This window comes from Paraburkholderia sp. PGU19 (assembly GCF_013426915.1).
GTDB lineage: Bacteria > Pseudomonadota > Gammaproteobacteria > Burkholderiales > Burkholderiaceae > Paraburkholderia.
The window spans coordinates 2573031-2589093 of record NZ_AP023180.1 but is presented as its reverse complement, the minus strand read 5'-3'; the positions used below and the strand labels follow the sequence as shown (position 1 = coordinate 2589093).

Sequence of the window (16063 nt, the reverse complement as noted above, 5' to 3'; positions counted from 1 at the left end):
GTCGTGCGTCTGGTGCGCCCTTGCGCCGGCGCAACGCTCGCGCGTGCTCACTTCACGATGATGGTGATCTTCTTCGAATAGACGGGCGGATTGTGCGGCACGTGGTTGTAGTCGCCGAGCAGCAGTTGCAGCGTGTGCTTGCCGGGCGGCAGCTCGATGCGCGCATCCGTTTCGCCTGCGCCAAAATGCAGGTGATTCCGGTCAGAGGGAATTTCCTGATCCATCGACGGCAGGTCCGTGTCGATCAGCAGATGGTGATGCCCTGTGTTCGGAACATTGACGCCTTTAGGGCAGACGCCCATGTTGCGCAAGCCCATTCGCACCCAGAGCTTGCCGCCTGTGATCACGGTGCCGTCCGCCGGCCAGATGATGTAGACCTCGGCGCCGGGCGGCGCAGGCGTCGGTCCAGCGAACACCTGCGCGGAAGCCAGAAAGAGCGCGCCAATAGCCGCGAGCCTTATTCTTCTTTGCATTGCGCATTCTCCCAGGGAGGGTCAGTGCTGCTTGCTTCCGTTTTAGCTTAGGACGTAACTTGTTAAAAAGAAACGCCACGCTCGTTAACGTTCTGACGTTCTAACTGCGTGCTATCGTTTGTAAGGGTGGTCCAGGTAAATACGTTACGTGGGTATCGGGCGGCATGGCGAGCGGCGACTGTCCTGCTCGGGCCGGTTCGTCCGATGACGAGGTTCTATTAGAACTTCCAGAACAACCAGGATCTGAAAATGTGGCGAAAACTCCTGCTGGTATGCATGATCGGGGCACTCCAGATGCGAGAAGCCGACGCTCAACCGATGCCGGGCGGCGCGAGCGATGCCACTTCTCAAGCCGCCGCGAATAGTCTCTTTGCGCTTCCCGTCGAAACGGCCAACCGCAAGGTCGCGCTCGTGATCGGCAACGCCAGCTATCCGGCCGGCTCGCTGCCGAACGCCGCGCGCGATGCACAGAGCGTCGCAGGGTTGTTGCGCGCGCAAGGCTTCGATGTCGTCCTGCGCACCGATGCGACCGCGCCGCAGATGCGCGATGCGCTTGCCGATTTCGGCCGACGCCTGCAGCCTGGCGGCACAGCGCTGTTCTATTTCGCTGGGCACGGCCTGCAGGCGGGACGCACCACGCTGCTCGCTTCCGCCGGTGCCGATCCGCGTGCGCCTGCTTCCTTGATGACGGCGAGCATCGATCTGTCGAACGTGCTCGACACGCTCGCGGCGCCGCGCAAGAACGCGCTCAACCTCGTCGTGCTGGATGCATGCCTCACGCAACCGTTCGAGGCGGCCCGTCTCGCGATGCCGTTGCCCCCGCAAACAATGATTGCCTACGCGACGACGCAAGGCGCGCAAGCCGCCGACGGCACCCGTCATGGCATCTTCACGGGCGCGTGGCTACGCGAGATGCACCGCGCGCCCGATGCGCCCGTCGATACGATGTTCGCTCGTGTGGCACGACAGGTCGCGGGCGCAACGCATGGCGCGCAAAGGCCGTGGCACTTGTCGTCGTTGACGGAGCCGGTGCGACTTTTCGCTTCACGTCATGCATCGGAACAGGTGGAAGATGAGCCGAACGTAGTCGTCGCATTGAATAGCCGCGGCATTCTGCCGAAGGATAGCAACGAGCAATACGAGCTGACGTTCTGGGAATCGATCAAGGACAGCAATTACGCGAGCGATTACGAGGCCTATCTGAAGGCGTATCCGAATGGCCGCTTTGCGACGCTCGCGAAGGCTCGGATCGACAGGCTCAAGGCTTCCGGGCAGACAGCGCCGCCCGCCGGCACGCATGCAGCGCCACCAGCAGCGCCGTCGCGTCCTGCCGCCGCTGCCGCGCCTGCGCCGCAACCTGCGCCTGCACCTGCGCCCGCGCCGAAAGCAGCCGCAACGCCTGCACCATCACCTGCCCCCACGCCCGCACCCGTGCATGTCGCGACAGGCAGCGAGAGCAAGGACTGCGCGGCATGCCCCGTGATGATTTCACTGCCCGCAGGCTCGTTCACGATGGGCAGCAATTTCGACCCGTCCGAAAAGCCGCCGCATCACGTGACCATTTCAGCGCCATTCGCGATCGGTAAATACGAGGTGACGGTCGAGCAATGGAACGCATGCGCCGACGTCAACGGATGCCCGAAGCTGTCGCCCGAAAGCAATTCCGTAAAGAACGCGCCCGCACGCGATCTGAGTTGGGACGATGCTCAGGCGTACGTGAAGTGGCTGAGCAAGGTCACAGGCAAAGCGTACCGACTGCCTACTGAAGCCGAATGGGAATACGCGGACCGCGCGGGCACCACAACGAAATACTGGTGGGGCGAACAGATGCGCAAAGGCATGGCGAACTGCAAGGACTGCGGCGATCCGTATCACAAGGAAGCGCCCGAGCCCGTCGGCGCGTTCGCGGCGAACCCGAACGGCTTGTACGACATGAACGGCGGCGTCTGGGAGTGGGTCAGCGACTGCTGGCATAACTCGTACCAGGGCGCGCCGAACGACGGACGCACGTGGGATTCACCCACCTGCAACACGCGCGTGATTCGCGGCGGCTCATGGCGCGAAGGCAACGACTACATGCTGAGTTCGACGCGCTTCAAGTACAGCCAGAGCGTGCGCCAGTCGCAAGATGGCTTTCGCGTGGTGAAGGAACTCAAGTGATCTGACATGCAGCAAAGCGCGCGCGCTTCAATGCGCGCGCGCCTTGCTCGTGATCTGAGCGAAGTCCGCGACGATATGGTCTTGCCCATATTTCGCGGCAAGCTGCTTGAGCCGCGTATCGAGCGCGCGCAGATAGTCTGCGCGCGATTCGCTTTCGGGCCGCGGTGTATCGAAGAGCGGCGCGGGCGTGATCAGCAGAACGACCAGCTCCTGACCGAACGGCTTCGAGACGACCCAGTCGCCGCCGCTGCCGATGGTCGCCGAGTAGTGCGCGGGCGCCTGGTTATCTTTCGCACGCGGCCCCGGGACCATGTGCACGACGCTGCCGTCGAGCACGTAGTAGTCGATGTTCACATAGGAGTCGTAGCCGGGCGTCCGCACGTCGACGACGAGAGGATCGCCTTCCGTCAGCACCCCGTTCGGCATGCGCGCCGTCAGCGACGCGATATGCCCCGCCTGCCAGTTGCGCGTCCAGTAAGAACCGAGTTCCTTCAGCACCTCACATTTGTCGCTGCTCACGTGCTGCACGTCGACCTTGGTCGACGCCACGCCAGGCAATGTTGAAAGTCGCTCGTTGACCTGCGCCTCGCCGTGTTGCGGCACGAATCCGCGCACCTGTACCGCGCGATCCTGAATCGAAGCGGCAATCGCCGAGCACGGCAACGTCGCGAGCGCCGAGGTGACGGCGGCGAGCGTCGGCGGGGCCGGCGTGACGGGCGCTGACGGCGCGGAGGCAACGGCAGGCGCCGACGGAGTAGCAGGCGTGATGGGCAGAACGGGCGAGGCGGCGCTGGCCAAAGGCCGCGCGCTGCCCGCCTCGGACGCCGGGCTCACCTGTAGCGCCGCATTTTCCTGCTCCAGCGTCCGCGAAGCACGATAGAAGTACAGCGCGCCGCCTGCCGCGCAAGCGAGCGCGAGTCCCGCAACACCCGACTTCATCAGCATGCCGGTGCGATCAATATTGCTCCCTTGCGACTTCGACGCCGACGCGCGCTCCTGCGCGCCGAACTCTTCGACGAAGCGCGACACAGTCGGCGTGCGCGACTTGCGGTCGAAGGCGAGCGTCGCACGCAATGCGCGCCATTGACGGTTGCTCAGGTTCTCGGGCCGCTGCGGTTGCCGGTTCGATGCGCGCGCCTGGGTGGCCGACTGACGGTCGAACGGATGACGGCCCGTCAATAGCTCGTACGTGATGCAGCCTAGCGCGTAGATGTCGTCGCGTGGATCGGGTTCGAGATGTTCGAGCATCTCCGGGCTTGCATAGGCGGGCGTCAATGCGCCGAGGCTGCCGGGATCGAACACGGTCGCGTCGCTTTCTTCTTCGGGGCGCTGAAAGACGCGCGCGATGCCGAAGTCGATCACCTTGACTTCGCCCGTATCGGTCAGAAACACGTTGGCGGGCTTGAAGTCGCAATGCACGAAGCCGCGCTCATGTGCGTACGCCAGCGCGCTCGACATGCCGCGCACGATCGGCAACGCGGACTGAACGGGCATGCCTTTGAAATCCTGCGTGCGCAGAATCTGGCTGAGCGGCTTGCCGGAGAGATACTCCATCGTCAGATAGACGATGGCGCCATCGCGGTCGAAATCGTAGACGGTGACGATATTGCGGTGCGCGAGTACCTGCGCCTTGCGCGCTTCGCGCTGCAACGCGATCAGCGACTTCGGGTTGCCGCGGAACTGCGTGTTCAGCACCTTGATCGCGAGATATGGCTTGCGGTCCGACGCTTCGAGCTTGCGCATATCGAGCGCCTTGTAGACGGTGCCCATGCCGCCTACGCCAAGACACTCTTCGAGCACGAAGCGGTTGTTCAGCGTGTCGCCCGTACCCTTCACCTGATCGAGTCCGGATGCGCCTGCGTCGCTGCTACGCGCGGGCGGCGGCGGCACGGGTGGGGGCTCGGCCACCGTTTGCATGCGCGTTTCCTCGCCGCCCGCCGCGGCAAGGTTCGAAACGGGCATCTGTTCGATGCGGCGGCGCACTTCCGCGTAGAGGGCAGGAGGCAGCGGCTTCCTGATGTGCGCTTCGCCGAGTATTTCGAGCAGACGAGCCGAACCGACGCCTTCCGTTGTGAGCGTGCTGTCGAGTTGAGCGACGAACGCGTCCTGCGTAAGCGCGCCGCTCTGAAAATCCCGAATCACGTGCGCAAGGCTAGCCATGTGTTCAAAGCGCTGCAGCTCCCGAAGGTCTAAGGATTTCCCTGTCGTAACCAATTACATGTGCTCGTTCGATAGTAGCCCGCACGTATGCCTTTCGCAAACCAGGATTGGCCCGCGAGACGTCGGGCGATCTGTGGTTCCTGGCCGCCCGGTCCGGCCCGACAGTGTCTCGTCGCTCACTCCATTTGGCGCGAAGCCCTGTACGTAAAGGCCCGAGCGTTTTTTCACCGCTGCGTCTGCACGGCGGGCACAGCCCATACGTAGTTAGGCCTGGGCAAACAAGATGCTCGAACCCAAGCCGAAACACCCTTTTAGCGATCTTCGCTTCCCTCTTAGGAGAGCGGTCATCCGCCCACTGATGATCAACAACCTGCACGCGACGGCTTCGTCGCCTTTCCCCAGCATCAAGCTCGACTTCGACAACAGCAAGACGGTCAATGCCCCGCAGCTTGTAAAGCAATGCTTGAACATCAGCAACGCGAGCGACAACAACAACGTCTACTAACACAGTCGACGGGGACCGGAAGCGCCATTTGTCTCGCGCTCCCGGGCAACAGTGCAACACTCCTCTCCCGATGACAGCCCGAAGCTCTGGGCCGGTATGACGACTGTGATGTGCCGCCGCAAAGCATCGCGGGCCTCCTCCCGCAATGCTCGCCAGCGCACACCGCATCGGGCCTGAATTACCTATACTGGTTGTTCGAGACATACGCGTTGCCGTCATCGACCGAAGCGAACACCCGTCGCGACGGCGCCACGCGACATTTCTACTGGAACTGCCATGTCCAAGCTCGTCATCAAGGATCTCCCCGAAAGCGTCCAACTCGATCGCGCGGCGATGACCGCGATCGTCGGCGGGGCGCGAACGGGAGGGCGCTTCTTCGGCGTCACCGCGCAGGCGCTGCCGGCGGCGACGCGCGTCGTCGACTATCCCGTGGGATTCCCGACGGCCGCGCGCCAACCTGTCGACGAACGCATACCGCCGCAGAGTCTGTTGCGCAAATAGCGCTTGCCTTCAAGGTATTCCAGTCCCTTCCTTCTCTTGACGTGCTGCTTGCCGGCTGGCTTGCGGCACGTCTCGGCGCGTGTGTGTCTGCTTGTCTGCCGCGCTCCGGCCGCCTGGTTTATTCCGCCAACTTTCCGTGCTTGACGGTAAGGCCTTCGCTAACACTTTTTCGTTCACCCGATGGTCAACCGGTCGTATACGCGTGAACGTCGCCAGTTATTCCCTTGAGCTGACCGGCCCTCTGTGCGAGGCCACTGCATCACTCTATTTCGAACGCCTTGGCCGTCCCGACGTGTAGACAAGCGCCACCTTCTCGGGATTGCGGGCGGTCGCAGGCGTCTTCCAGTAGGCGCGATTCATTGAGCGATAGGGTCTTTTCCTGACCGTCGAACGCACTTCCCCGGCGCGTCATCCCGCGCGACGAAGGCACATCGACGGAAAACGTTCTTCGCTCAGCGAGCGGTGCATTCAGGGCGGGCGTGCCGGGCGATTTCCCGACGGACATCCGGTGGTGTGGTCGCGGAACATCCCCGCCCGTGCCCGCAATTGACTACTCCGCGGCGTGCTCGTGAACGGCCAAACTGATCGGCTCGAGTGTCGCCTCCGTGTGCCGGTCGCAGAACCCATGCAGATGGCCGCGCGTGCTGTTCGGTTCAAACCGACAGCTATGCGGCTTTCTGTTCGCTGGCAGCAGACCTCATTTATCACCTGGTCGCTTGAAAACGTGCTCTCAAGAGAATCTCCACGACCGAATCTCTTTTATTTTCATATGGTTACCGTGATACCTCGGAGTTCTGCAGGCGACTGGCACACCCTATGCGTATGTAGCAGCGAGCGCAAACAAATCGTGCTCTTCCAACCCGGAACAACTGATCCAAGGAGATTGACCATGGCCTCGCTGACCATCAAAGACCTTTCGCATAACGCAGACCTCTCCGTCGCAGCACTTGCTTCAGTGCGTGGCGGCAGCAACTACAACGTGGGCAACGTGAACGCCGCATTCGGTGGCGGCTTCGCCAGCCCGGGCGTGGTGGTGGCACCCGTCACCCAGACCGACACGAAGGTCGTCATCCCGACGATCCAGAACTTCGGCGGCCTGCAGGCTGTGCTGTAAGTCGCAAACGCATCGCACTTTTTCCCACACCGTATCCAGGAGATTGATCATGAGCTCGCTGACCATCAAAGACCTTTCGCATAACGAAGAACTTTCCGTTGCGGCGCTCTCCGCCGTGCGCGGCGGCAGCAACTACAACGCCTACAACACGAATGCCGCATTCGGCGGTGGCTTCGCCAGCCCGTCCATCGTGGTGGCGCCCGTCACACAGACCGACACGCAGGTCATCATCCCGACGATCCAGAACTTCGGCGGCCTGCAGCTGGTCAAGTAAAGCCACACACGGGAGAGTCGCGCCGCGTCTGCCGGATAGCAGGCAGTGCATGCTCTCCCGTCCCGCCACACGCCAAACCAGGAGCGTTACCATGGCCTCGCTGACGATCACGGATCTTTCGCATCATCAGGCACTGTCCAACGACGCGCTGTCGGCCGTGCGCGGCGGCAGCAACTTCAATTTTGGCAACGTGAACGCGGCGTTCGGCGGTGGTTTTGCCAGCCCGGCTATCGTGGTGGCGCCCGTCATCCAGACCGACACGAAGATCGATATGCCGACGCTGCAGAATTTCGGCGGACTGCAGTTTCTCAAGGGACTGCTGTAAGTCCCGGGCAGGAAACGGCCGTCCCCATATAAGAACGTTTGCCGGGTTCGCCAGACCCCGTCGAACAGTTCAAGACAGCACCACAGCACGGGGTAAGCATTGCGAGAAGATGTGCTCTAGAAGTTCGTTCTGAGAGGAATGCCGTCAGGTCTTGTCCCTTGCCGGCTTCAGGCCCGCCAGTCCGTTCCCCGCTGGCGGGCCTTCTTGTTTGCGGAGCGTTGACCGCGACCGGAGCCACGCGCGGGATTAACATGCCCATCCGCGCTCGGGTCTACAGGTGAATCCGCCTGACCTCGTCGAGGCTGATGTCGGCATGGCGCCGGTCATACAGCTGCGTGATGTGCGTCCACGCGTGATCGGCCATTGCCGCGGCGTTCCGAGCGTGCCACCGTTTTTCGGATAGGCGGTGATGCCCGTGGCGCGGAACGTGTGGTTACCGGTCGCCATGCCGATGCTGGTTCCGTCGAGTTACGCGTGCAGGTCTGCCTCGAACGTACGGCGACACGGCATCTCGTGCGCCTTGCCACCTTTCTCGCGCAGCCGCACGCACAGGCGACGCTGCTGCACGTCAACCTCCTCGACCCGCATCGCGAGCGCCGCACCGAACCGCGCGAACGAAAAGCTCCATCAGCGCAATCAGCGCGCGATCCCTGAGACCGATCAGCGTCGTCATATCGATGTGGTCGAGCAGCAGCCGCGCCGTGGTCGCATCGAGCACCGGAGTTCTTCCCTTTTTCGTGGCGTGGCTGGGGCCGCGCACCAACGCGGCCGGCTTGCGCGCGACGTCGATGAGCTAAAGCAGCAGATGAAGTAACGCCGATTTTTCGGTGCGCAAGAACACAACGTATCAGCGGACGCGCGCTGCGCTTTTCCAAGGTTGCTGCTTCTTTTCAGCACTTGCGATGTTTGCCGCGCTCACGCACTGCGGGAAGTTGCGATCCGTCGCGCGAAGCGTGTTCGTCATGGAGATGGCTGCATTGCGTAGCTGTTCGGTTGAAACCGACAGCTAAACGGTTTTCTGTTCGCTGGCAACAGACCTCATTTATCACCGGGTCGCTTGAAAAATCGCTTCCAGAGACATCTCTATGACCGAATCTCTTTTATTTTCAAACGGTTATCGTGATGCTTCGGAGTTCTGCAGGCGACTGGCACACCCTATGCGTATGTAGCAGCGAGCGCAAACAAATCGTGCTCTTCCAACCCGAAACAACTGATCCAAGGAGATTGACCATGGCCTCGCTGACCATCAAAGACCTTTCGCATAACGAAGACCTTTCCGTCGCAGCGCTCGCTTCAGTGCGTGGCGGCAGCAACTACAACGTCGGCAACGTGAACGCCGCATTCGGTGGCGGCTTCGCCAGCCCGGGCATTGTGGTGGCGCCCGTCACCCAGACCGACACGAAGGTCGTCATCCCGACGATCCAGAACTTCGGCGGCGTGCAGGCTGTGCTGTAAATCGCAAACACATCGTCCTCTTACCACACCCTATCCAGGAGATTGACCATGAGCTCGCTGACCATCAAAGACCTTTCGCATAACGCAGACCTCTCCGTCGCAGCACTTGCTTCAGTGCGTGGCGGCAGCAACTACAACGTGGGCAACGTGAACGCCGCATTCGGTGGCGGCTTCGCCAGCCCGGGCGTGGTGGTGGCACCCGTCACCCAGACCGACACGAAGGTCGTCATCCCGACGATCCAGAACTTCGGCGGCCTGCAGGCTGTGCTGTAAATCGCAAACACATCGTCCTCTTACCACACCCTATCCAGGAGATTGACCATGGCCTCGCTGACCATCAAAGACCTTTCGCGTAACGAAGACCTCTCCGTCGCAGCACTCGCCTCGGTGCGTGGCGGCAGCAACTACAACGTCGGCAACACGAACGCCGCATTCGGTGGCGGCTTCGCCAGCCCGGGCATTGTGGTGGCACCCGTCACGCAGACCGACACGAAGGTCGTCATCCCGACGAACCAGAACTTCGGCGGCCTGCAGGCCGTGCTGTAAATCGCAAACGCATCGCCCTTTTCCCATACCCTATCCAGGAGATTGACCATGGCCTCGCTGACCATCAAAGACCTTTCGCATAACGCGGACCTCTCCGTCGAAGCACTCGCCTCGGTGCGTGGCGGCAGCAACTACAACGTCGGTAACGTGAACGCCGCATTCGGTGGCGGCTTCGCCAGCCCGGGCGTGGTGGTGGCACCCGTCACCCAGACCGACACGAAGGTCGTCATCCCGACGATCCAGAACTTCGGCGGCCTGCAGGCCGTGCTGTAAATCGCAAACGCATCGCCCTTTTTCCCATACCGTATCCAGGAGATTGATCATGAGCTCGCTGACCATCAAAGACCTTTCGCATAACGAAGAACTTTCCGTTGCAGCGCTCTCCGCCGTGCGTGGCGGCAGCAACTACAACGCCTACAACACGAATGCCGCATTCGGCGGTGGCTTCGCCAGCCCGTCGATCGTGGTGGCGCCCGTCACCCAGACCGACACGCAGGTCATCATCCCGACGATCCAGAACTTCGGCGGCCTGCAGCTGGTCAAGTAAAGCCACACACGGGAGAGTCGCGCCGCGTCTGCCGGATCGCAGGCAGTGCGTGCTCTCCCGTCCCGCCACACGCCAAACCAGGAGCGTTACCATGGCCTCGCTGACGATCACGGATCTTTCGCATCATCAGGCACTGTCCAACGACGCGCTGTCGGCCGTGCGCGGCGGCAGCAACTTCAATTTTGGCAACGTGAACGCGGCGTTCGGCGGTGGTTTTGCCAGCCCGGCTATCGTGGTGGCGCCCGTCATCCAGACCGACACGAAGATCGATATGCCGACGCTGCAGAATTTCGGCGGACTGCAGTTTCTCAAGGGACTGCTGTAAGTCCCGGGCAGGAAACGGCCGTCCCCATATAACAACGTTTGCCGGGTTCGCCAGACCCCGTCGAACAGTTCAAGACAGCACCACAGCACGGGGTAAGCATTGCGAGAAGATGTGCTCTAGAAGCTCGTTCTGAGAGGAATGCCGTCAGGTCTTGTCCCTTGCCGGCTTCAGGCCCGCCAGTCCGTTCCCCGCTGGCGGGCCTTCTTGTTTGTGGAGGGGTAGTCGCGACCGGATGAGCAGCCACTGAGGATCTCAACGACCGCTCTGCAGCGCGGTCTCGAATTGGTTATCGGCCAGAACCAGTCCTTCGACCCGGCTTAGGTCGACATTCAGATGTCGGCTTCGCTCAGACAACAGACAGACTGCCCGCACAACCATCAAGTGCCCCGCCACATCATCTCAACTATCTGACGGCCATCAACGTCGTTGGTCCGAAATTTATCCAAAGATTGAAAGCCGTTTCGCTGATAGAACGACAGTGCCTGCCCTGTATGGCACCACAGGCGGATTACGGCAGTATGCGAATCGGCTCTTGCCCATGTTATGACTTGCTGCACCAGCAAGCTCCCAAATCCTTTTCGTCGGTGCACTGGATCGACCCAAAGGCCCCCGACGCTATATTCGTCATCATCCTTCTTAACACCGAATACAAAAGCGGCAACGCTTTCAGAATGCTCAACGATGAACATTTGGGACCCGTCCGGCGTTGTCACTTTGCTCGTGAAATTTTTCCAGTACACGTCGTCGCGAGCGCTGGCTTCATCCACAGTCTCCCAGTACGACTGAGGATCGCAGCCAAGCGCTCTCAGACGAAGAGCCTTTAACAAATGCCATTCTTCTGGCTGCAGGCATCTAATCGCGAACTCAGAGGTAGTCATGACAAAACCTCGCGCGAACGGGCTGTGGGGACTAGCCACCAGGAAGGCGTACCCACCGGCAACGCTACAATAATTGAGCCCACAAAAACAGGCGCGTGGACGAAATACCGAAAAAGGCGCACCAGGGAGTGGTGGCTTTATACCCCGAGCAACTACACCCGATAAACGCACGAGACAACACGAGAATCTTACGGGGCGTGGGCATCGTGGAGTCGGCGATGATGTCGTCCACGTAATCGTCGAGTGTCTGCATGATCGGTTCCCTGAAATGCCGTGAGGCCGGCTGGCGCCGTGGGCCTCGCGCGGGTCAACGGATTCGGCAGCGCAAAATCCGCTCTGCCCGGCTATATGCTCAGACTAGAAAGCAGCTGGCGCGATGGCAAGGCGAACCGCAACATTCGGCACGACACCCCGGCTGCGCTAAGCGAGCCGAGGTTCGTGCCCGCATTTCGCGCGGGCAATACAGAGAGCTGAGGGAGCTTGTAATGGAATCGACCGAATCATCGCGTGCCCGCCTGTCGGCTCGGAGCACGGAGAGTTTGTCTATGTCACCTCCTTTCACAATTTCGCAATGAAGCTTCGTCTCGTGTCCGCGTTCGTTGCAGAGGTCCGCGCCGCAACCAGCTTGTCCGTGGCTTTGATGCGGCCGGAACGCAGCTTTGGCGCCGCGACAGATTCGAGCGCTTCCAACTTCACGGAATGGTCGTTGCGAGTGTAATTTTCCGTGGTCTGCATGCCCGCATGGCCGAGCCATAGAGAGACGTTCCGCAAGTCTTTTGTCGCCTGCAAAACCGTCAGTGCGCAGGTATATCTCAGCACAGCCGGCGAGTCGATGCGCAAACGCCGAAATGGTTTGACCAGCAAGGAAGTGTCGGAGTAAAAACGTTCAGACCCGCATCGCCACGTCGGCAGCGTTCGCTTACGCGTGGAATGCGCGTTCGGAAAACCGTGGATTGCATGATCGCTTACACATGGAATGAGCGTTCGGTTTGCGCGGAATACGCACTCTCTCTATCGGAGGTACGACGGCCATGATCCTTTACTACACGTTGGGCGGTGGCAAGCGGCTCTGCGACATCGTCTTCGCCGGCAGCCACGACGCGGGCATCACGGGCGGCGACGCCAACGTCCAGACCCAGGACCTCGACATCTTCGCGCAGGCCAAGGCCGGCGTGCGGCTGTTCGATCTGCGGATCGCGGGAACCAAGGATTCGACCAAGTCCTCCGCGCCGGTGACGCTGAAGGCCTTCCATGCCGACCCGAAGCTGACGCACCTGAAGGAAAAGAAGAACAAGGCCGTCTTCGACCTGGGCGGCAGGCAGACTGACGTCACCACCACCAAGCTGCCGCTGGACGGCGCGTTCGGCATGCGGCTCGTGGACATGCTGCAACAGGCGAAGGATTTCGTGAAATACAACACCAGCGAATTCCTGCTCCTGAAGTTCGACAAATGCACGAACTGGGCCATCATCGCTGAGATTTGCGTGCGGGAGCTTGGCACCTTTCTCTTCACGGGAACGGGCAGCCTCAACGAGAAAACGCTCGACCAGTTGAAGAAGCACGTCGTCGTGCTTTTCACCCCGAAGGGCATCGACGAAGTTGCCGGCCAAGGCTACCTTTCGACGGCCGGGATCTGGGGTTGCAAGCGTCTTGAGGACGGCACTGGCTACAACAGCGGCTACGACGGCCTGCAATTCGTCGGCAAGGGCGGCACGAACGCCCTCAACGGCGACAGCGACATCGGCAAGATCGCGTCCAACATCGAGAAGCAGAGTGGGCTGATGAAGATCGGCGCCCGCAACTCCGCCCCGAGGTGATGGGGATGATGTACTGGACGACCACCGGCCTGAAGCGGAGCATCCGCGAGCGCAACTCGACCATGTGGGGGCCGGACAACCGTCCGACCGCGCTCACCGAGCTGTGGATGGCCGGCTTCGGCGAGGCGATCGAATCGCGGCTGCCGACCTACGTCTTGTCGACCGACTACACGAACGGTATCGCGCTGAAGGTCTTCATGCCCAACATCGTCATGGTCGATTTCGCCGACATCGACAAGGGCAAGTTCATCTTCGAATTGAACACGAAGGCGACCACGGAGCTCACTCAGACCGCACGCAAGATCGAGCAGGCCCGCATGCTGGCGCAGGGCCAGGGGGGCGCCCGGCGCAAGCAGCGGCCCGCTCTGTTCTGAGTTCCGCCAGCCCCGGATAGGCGCCGGCGAATCAATTCGTCTCCCAAGCCATAGGTGCCGGGGTCTCGCAGAATGGCTCCACCGCCTCTTCCGGGATCATGCCGTCCGGCGTGCCGGCCATGGCGATCTCCAGGAAGCACATGTCCGGACTGTAGTCGTAGAGGTAATGGTTGACGCCGGGTGGCATATTGACGAAATCACCGTTCTCCACCAACGCTGGCTTGCCCTCGTACATGAAGCGAGCCCAGCCGCTTACCATGTAGATTGCGTGGAAGGCGAGTTTGTGGCGATGCCAGCCGGTGCCGTATTGCGGCGCCTCGTTGGCCCGGACGAGATGGACGTCGAGCCGGTTGCCTGTCGCTGCCCGGATGCCCGGATCAGCGTAGCGGAAAAAGTCTCGCAAGCCCGCCCTGGTCCAGGTCAGGTCGCGCCCCTTAGCGTGATGAAACCTGTTTATCGGGCCCGAACCGTTGAGACCGGCCGAATATTGGGCCGAGCGGATCGACAGGGTGTCGTTTTCTTCCTTGGTGAAAACCGTTGGACGGTTTTGCGGGGCAGACATAGTTTGCTCCATTGTGAACAGAACTCAGGACCATGTTTCACCCATTAAATCAGCGGGTGAAGCGCCGCGTCGCGATCAATCCGCGATAGCTCGTCTCGATCGAGGCTTCAGTTGATTGATCTGAGTGCAGGCGCGACGACTTGCCACACAGCGACCACTTCAGAACCCAGGTCGCAACCACTCAGTGAGATGTGCGTTTCGCAAGTACCGCACGCGCGACCTTCGACGCCGGTTTCCTGCCCAGTACGCCCGAAATCCAGTCGGAGGTCTCGACTAACCGGTCGAGATCAACCCCGGTGCTCACACCGAGCCCTTGCATCAGATAAACCACGTCCTCTGTCGCAACGTTGCCTGATGCGCCGGTCGCATAGGGGCATCCGCCCAGGCCAGCAATCGAAGCATCGAAGACGCGCACGCCAAACGCATAGGAGGCGTGCACATTAGCGATCGCCATGCCGTAGGTGTCGTGGTAGTGGCCAGCCAGATGCGCCACGGGTACTCGCCTGGACACCGCCTCCAGCATGCGCGCGACGGAATCCGGCGTGCCCACGCCGATGGTGTCACCGAGTGACACTTCATAACAGCCCAGCGCAAAGAGTTCTCCGGCGACCTCACTGACACGCAGCGGATCAATCGCGCCCTCGTAAGGGCAACCGACGACGCACGAAACGTAGCCGCGCACCCGCACGCCTTCGCGCATGGCGGCGTCGAGGACGGGCCCAAAGCGTCTTAAGGATTCGGTCGTCGAACAGTTGGTATTACGCTGGGAAAATGTCTCTGACGCAGCGGCAAACACCGAAACTTCTTTCGCCCCGCATGCAAGCGCCGCATCGAATCCTTCCATGTTGGGTACGAGGACCGGGTATCGCGTCCCGCTTTTACGCTTCAGGCGCAACATGAGCTCGGCGTGGTCCGCCATCTGCGGGACCCACTTCGGGGATACGAACGACGTGGCCTCGATGCACGTCAGGCCCGCGTTTCCAAGTCGCTCGATCAATTCGAGCTTGATCGCCGTATCAACGCGATGCTGCTCGTTCTGCAGTCCATCGCGGGGACCCACTTCCACGATCCGTACTGTCTCGTTCGTGTGCATCCTGTTACTCCCCGAGTGCCGCAGTCAGTTCAGGGACCACGGCAAACAGGTCGCCTACCAGCCCATAATCGGCCACGCTGAAGATCGGCGCGTCGGCGTCCTTGTTGATCGCCGCGATGACTTTGCTGTCCTTCATGCCTGCAAGATGCTGGATCGCGCCCGAGATGCCGACTGCCACATAGAGCTGCGGCGCCACGATCTTGCCCGTCTGTCCGACCTGGTAGTCGTTCGGCACGTAGCCTGCGTCCACCGCCGCGCGCGAGGCGCCCAGTGCTGCGCCCAGCCTGTCTGCCAGTGGATCGAGAACCCGCGTGAAGTTCTCTCCGCTGCCCAGGCCCCGGCCGCCCGAAACCACGATCGACGCCGACGTCAGCTCGGGCCGGTCAAGCTTCGTTATCTCTCGTCTCACAAACTGCGCCATGCCCGCGTCAGGCGCCGCCTCGATCAGCTCGAGTTGAGCGCTGCCGCCCTCGGCCGATGCCGCCTCGAACGCCGTGCCACGGACCGTCATCACCTTGATCGGGTCGGCTGATTGCACGGTCGCGATTGCGTTGCCCGCGTAAATTGGCCGCTCGAATGTGTCGGCGGACACGACCGCCGTGATCTCGCTAATCTGCGCGACATCCAGCATGGCCGCCACACGCGGCGCCACGTTCTTGCCGAAGGCGGTCGCCGGCGCGAGGATGTGCGAATAGTTTCCCGCGATGGTCAGCACCGTCGCCGCAACGTTCTCCGCCAGCTGTTCGGCCAGTTGTGGCGCATCGGCCAGCAGGACTTTGCTGACACCGGCAACTTTCGCTGCCGCATCGGCCGCGCCTTGCGCGTTGTGTCCTGCCACCAGCACATGAACGTCGCCACCGATCTTCTGCGCGGCAGCTACCGTATTCAGCGTCGCAGCCTTGATCGACGCGTTGTCGTGTTCAGCAATTACCAGAATCTTCATTTCGTTCGTCT

Annotated in this window: 21 protein-coding genes and 1 pseudogene; 14 read left to right on the top strand and 8 right to left on the bottom strand. The window is 61.5% G+C overall.

What is annotated here, in order from left to right:
- Positions 1–47: 47 nt before the first annotated feature.
- Positions 48–473 (bottom strand): DUF4399 domain-containing protein, encoded by a 426-nt coding sequence (locus H1204_RS29290; protein ID WP_007733396.1) that lies wholly within the window; start codon positions 471–473, stop codon positions 48–50.
- A 249-nt stretch (positions 474–722) separates the two neighbouring features.
- Here H1204_RS29290 and H1204_RS29285 point away from each other — a divergent pair, with 249 nt between their 5' ends.
- Positions 723–2633, top strand: a complete 1911-nt coding sequence (locus tag H1204_RS29285; protein ID WP_180731938.1) for an SUMF1/EgtB/PvdO family nonheme iron enzyme — start codon at positions 723–725, stop codon at positions 2631–2633.
- A 27-nt stretch (positions 2634–2660) separates the two neighbouring features.
- Here H1204_RS29285 and H1204_RS29280 read toward each other — a convergent pair whose 3' ends face one another.
- Positions 2661–4793 carry a serine/threonine protein kinase gene (locus H1204_RS29280; RefSeq protein ID WP_180731937.1) on the bottom strand — a complete coding sequence of 711 codons (2133 nt, stop codon included), beginning with the start codon at positions 4791–4793 and terminating at the stop codon, positions 2661–2663.
- A 283-nt stretch (positions 4794–5076) separates the two neighbouring features.
- Here H1204_RS29280 and H1204_RS29275 point away from each other — a divergent pair, with 283 nt between their 5' ends.
- From H1204_RS29275 to H1204_RS29255, 5 genes are all read left to right on the top strand, one after another.
- Positions 5077–5298 carry a hypothetical protein gene (locus tag H1204_RS29275; protein ID WP_180731936.1) on the top strand — a complete coding sequence of 74 codons (222 nt, stop codon included), beginning with the start codon at positions 5077–5079 and terminating at the stop codon, positions 5296–5298.
- A gap of 276 nt (positions 5299–5574) precedes the next feature.
- On the top strand, positions 5575–5799 hold the full coding sequence (locus tag H1204_RS29270; protein ID WP_054933630.1) for a hypothetical protein: 225 nt from the start codon (positions 5575–5577) through the stop codon (positions 5797–5799).
- Between the two features lie 889 nt (positions 5800–6688).
- Positions 6689–6913 (top strand): hypothetical protein, encoded by a 225-nt coding sequence (locus tag H1204_RS29265; protein WP_180731935.1) that lies wholly within the window; start codon positions 6689–6691, stop codon positions 6911–6913.
- Positions 6914–6962: 49 nt separating this feature from the next.
- Positions 6963–7187, top strand: a complete 225-nt coding sequence (locus H1204_RS29260) for a hypothetical protein (protein WP_180731930.1) — start codon at positions 6963–6965, stop codon at positions 7185–7187.
- Positions 7188–7278: 91 nt separating this feature from the next.
- A complete protein-coding gene (locus tag H1204_RS29255) occupies positions 7279–7512 on the top strand; it encodes a hypothetical protein (protein WP_180731929.1) in 234 nt (77 codons plus the stop codon).
- A 271-nt stretch (positions 7513–7783) separates the two neighbouring features.
- Here H1204_RS29255 and H1204_RS29250 read toward each other — a convergent pair.
- Positions 7784–8284, bottom strand: a pseudogene (locus H1204_RS29250) (integrase); the annotation flags it as partial.
- Between the two features lie 458 nt (positions 8285–8742).
- Here H1204_RS29250 and H1204_RS29245 point away from each other — a divergent pair.
- From H1204_RS29245 to H1204_RS29220, 6 genes are all read left to right on the top strand, one after another.
- Positions 8743–8967, top strand: coding sequence for a hypothetical protein (locus H1204_RS29245; protein WP_180731934.1), 225 nt, complete (start codon positions 8743–8745; stop codon positions 8965–8967).
- 48 nt (positions 8968–9015) lie between these two features.
- Positions 9016–9240, top strand: a complete 225-nt coding sequence (locus H1204_RS29240) for a hypothetical protein (protein ID WP_180731933.1) — start codon at positions 9016–9018, stop codon at positions 9238–9240.
- A 48-nt stretch (positions 9241–9288) separates the two neighbouring features.
- Complete coding sequence (locus H1204_RS29235) at positions 9289–9513, top strand: hypothetical protein (RefSeq protein WP_180731932.1); 225 nt, start codon at positions 9289–9291, stop codon at positions 9511–9513.
- Between the two features lie 48 nt (positions 9514–9561).
- A complete protein-coding gene (locus H1204_RS29230; protein ID WP_180731931.1) occupies positions 9562–9786 on the top strand; it encodes a hypothetical protein in 225 nt (74 codons plus the stop codon).
- Between the two features lie 49 nt (positions 9787–9835).
- On the top strand, positions 9836–10060 hold the full coding sequence (locus H1204_RS29225; RefSeq protein WP_180731930.1) for a hypothetical protein: 225 nt from the start codon (positions 9836–9838) through the stop codon (positions 10058–10060).
- Positions 10061–10151: 91 nt separating this feature from the next.
- A complete protein-coding gene (locus H1204_RS29220; RefSeq protein ID WP_180731929.1) occupies positions 10152–10385 on the top strand; it encodes a hypothetical protein in 234 nt (77 codons plus the stop codon).
- A gap of 377 nt (positions 10386–10762) precedes the next feature.
- Here the strand turns inward: H1204_RS29220 and H1204_RS29215 are convergent, their stop codons facing one another.
- Together H1204_RS29215 and H1204_RS29210 are read right to left on the bottom strand one after the other, a co-directional pair.
- A complete protein-coding gene (locus H1204_RS29215; protein ID WP_180731928.1) occupies positions 10763–11263 on the bottom strand; it encodes a GNAT family N-acetyltransferase in 501 nt (166 codons plus the stop codon).
- Positions 11264–11821: 558 nt separating this feature from the next.
- Positions 11822–12127, bottom strand: a complete 306-nt coding sequence (locus H1204_RS29210; protein WP_180731927.1) for a hypothetical protein — start codon at positions 12125–12127, stop codon at positions 11822–11824.
- 167 nt (positions 12128–12294) lie between these two features.
- Between H1204_RS29210 and H1204_RS29205 the strand changes: the two genes are divergently transcribed.
- The gene (locus tag H1204_RS29205) at positions 12295–13080 is read left to right on the top strand and encodes a hypothetical protein (RefSeq protein ID WP_243468700.1); all 786 of its coding nucleotides are present in this window, start codon (positions 12295–12297) and stop codon (positions 13078–13080) included.
- A 5-nt stretch (positions 13081–13085) separates the two neighbouring features.
- Positions 13086–13454 carry a hypothetical protein gene (locus tag H1204_RS51600; protein ID WP_243468699.1) on the top strand — a complete coding sequence of 123 codons (369 nt, stop codon included), beginning with the start codon at positions 13086–13088 and terminating at the stop codon, positions 13452–13454.
- A gap of 31 nt (positions 13455–13485) precedes the next feature.
- Here H1204_RS51600 and H1204_RS29200 read toward each other — a convergent pair whose 3' ends face one another.
- The 3 genes from H1204_RS29200 to H1204_RS29190 form a co-directional block, all read right to left on the bottom strand.
- Positions 13486–14016 carry a cupin domain-containing protein gene (locus H1204_RS29200; RefSeq protein WP_180731926.1) on the bottom strand — a complete coding sequence of 177 codons (531 nt, stop codon included), beginning with the start codon at positions 14014–14016 and terminating at the stop codon, positions 13486–13488.
- Between the two features lie 181 nt (positions 14017–14197).
- The gene (locus H1204_RS29195; protein ID WP_180731925.1) at positions 14198–15109 is read right to left on the bottom strand and encodes a hydroxymethylglutaryl-CoA lyase; all 912 of its coding nucleotides are present in this window, start codon (positions 15107–15109) and stop codon (positions 14198–14200) included.
- A gap of 4 nt (positions 15110–15113) precedes the next feature.
- Entirely contained in the window at positions 15114–16052 is a 939-nt protein-coding gene (locus tag H1204_RS29190; RefSeq protein ID WP_180731924.1) for an FAD-binding protein, read from the bottom strand.
- Positions 16053–16063: the final 11 nt, after the last annotated feature.

Bases quoted from the DNA above. Each gene is read 5' to 3' on its own strand.
- H1204_RS29290 (WP_007733396.1), bottom strand. From the start codon at position 473: ATGCAAAGAAGAATAAGGCTCGCGGCTATTGGCGCGCTCTTTCTGGCT.
- H1204_RS29285 (WP_180731938.1), top strand. From the start codon at position 723: ATGTGGCGAAAACTCCTGCTGGTATGCATGATCGGGGCACTCCAGATG.
- H1204_RS29280 (WP_180731937.1), bottom strand. From the start codon at position 4,793: ATGGCTAGCCTTGCGCACGTGATTCGGGATTTTCAGAGCGGCGCGCTT.
- H1204_RS29275 (WP_180731936.1), top strand. From the start codon at position 5,077: ATGCTCGAACCCAAGCCGAAACACCCTTTTAGCGATCTTCGCTTCCCT.
- H1204_RS29270 (WP_054933630.1), top strand. From the start codon at position 5,575: ATGTCCAAGCTCGTCATCAAGGATCTCCCCGAAAGCGTCCAACTCGAT.
- H1204_RS29265 (WP_180731935.1), top strand. From the start codon at position 6,689: ATGGCCTCGCTGACCATCAAAGACCTTTCGCATAACGCAGACCTCTCC.
- H1204_RS29260 (WP_180731930.1), top strand. From the start codon at position 6,963: ATGAGCTCGCTGACCATCAAAGACCTTTCGCATAACGAAGAACTTTCC.
- H1204_RS29255 (WP_180731929.1), top strand. From the start codon at position 7,279: ATGGCCTCGCTGACGATCACGGATCTTTCGCATCATCAGGCACTGTCC.
- H1204_RS29245 (WP_180731934.1), top strand. From the start codon at position 8,743: ATGGCCTCGCTGACCATCAAAGACCTTTCGCATAACGAAGACCTTTCC.
- H1204_RS29240 (WP_180731933.1), top strand. From the start codon at position 9,016: ATGAGCTCGCTGACCATCAAAGACCTTTCGCATAACGCAGACCTCTCC.
- H1204_RS29235 (WP_180731932.1), top strand. From the start codon at position 9,289: ATGGCCTCGCTGACCATCAAAGACCTTTCGCGTAACGAAGACCTCTCC.
- H1204_RS29230 (WP_180731931.1), top strand. From the start codon at position 9,562: ATGGCCTCGCTGACCATCAAAGACCTTTCGCATAACGCGGACCTCTCC.
- H1204_RS29225 (WP_180731930.1), top strand. From the start codon at position 9,836: ATGAGCTCGCTGACCATCAAAGACCTTTCGCATAACGAAGAACTTTCC.
- H1204_RS29220 (WP_180731929.1), top strand. From the start codon at position 10,152: ATGGCCTCGCTGACGATCACGGATCTTTCGCATCATCAGGCACTGTCC.
- H1204_RS29215 (WP_180731928.1), bottom strand. From the start codon at position 11,263: ATGACTACCTCTGAGTTCGCGATTAGATGCCTGCAGCCAGAAGAATGG.
- H1204_RS29205 (WP_243468700.1), top strand. From the start codon at position 12,295: ATGATCCTTTACTACACGTTGGGCGGTGGCAAGCGGCTCTGCGACATC.
- H1204_RS51600 (WP_243468699.1), top strand. From the start codon at position 13,086: ATGATGTACTGGACGACCACCGGCCTGAAGCGGAGCATCCGCGAGCGC.
- H1204_RS29200 (WP_180731926.1), bottom strand. From the start codon at position 14,016: ATGTCTGCCCCGCAAAACCGTCCAACGGTTTTCACCAAGGAAGAAAAC.
- H1204_RS29195 (WP_180731925.1), bottom strand. From the start codon at position 15,109: ATGCACACGAACGAGACAGTACGGATCGTGGAAGTGGGTCCCCGCGAT.
- H1204_RS29190 (WP_180731924.1), bottom strand. From the start codon at position 16,052: ATGAAGATTCTGGTAATTGCTGAACACGACAACGCGTCGATCAAGGCT.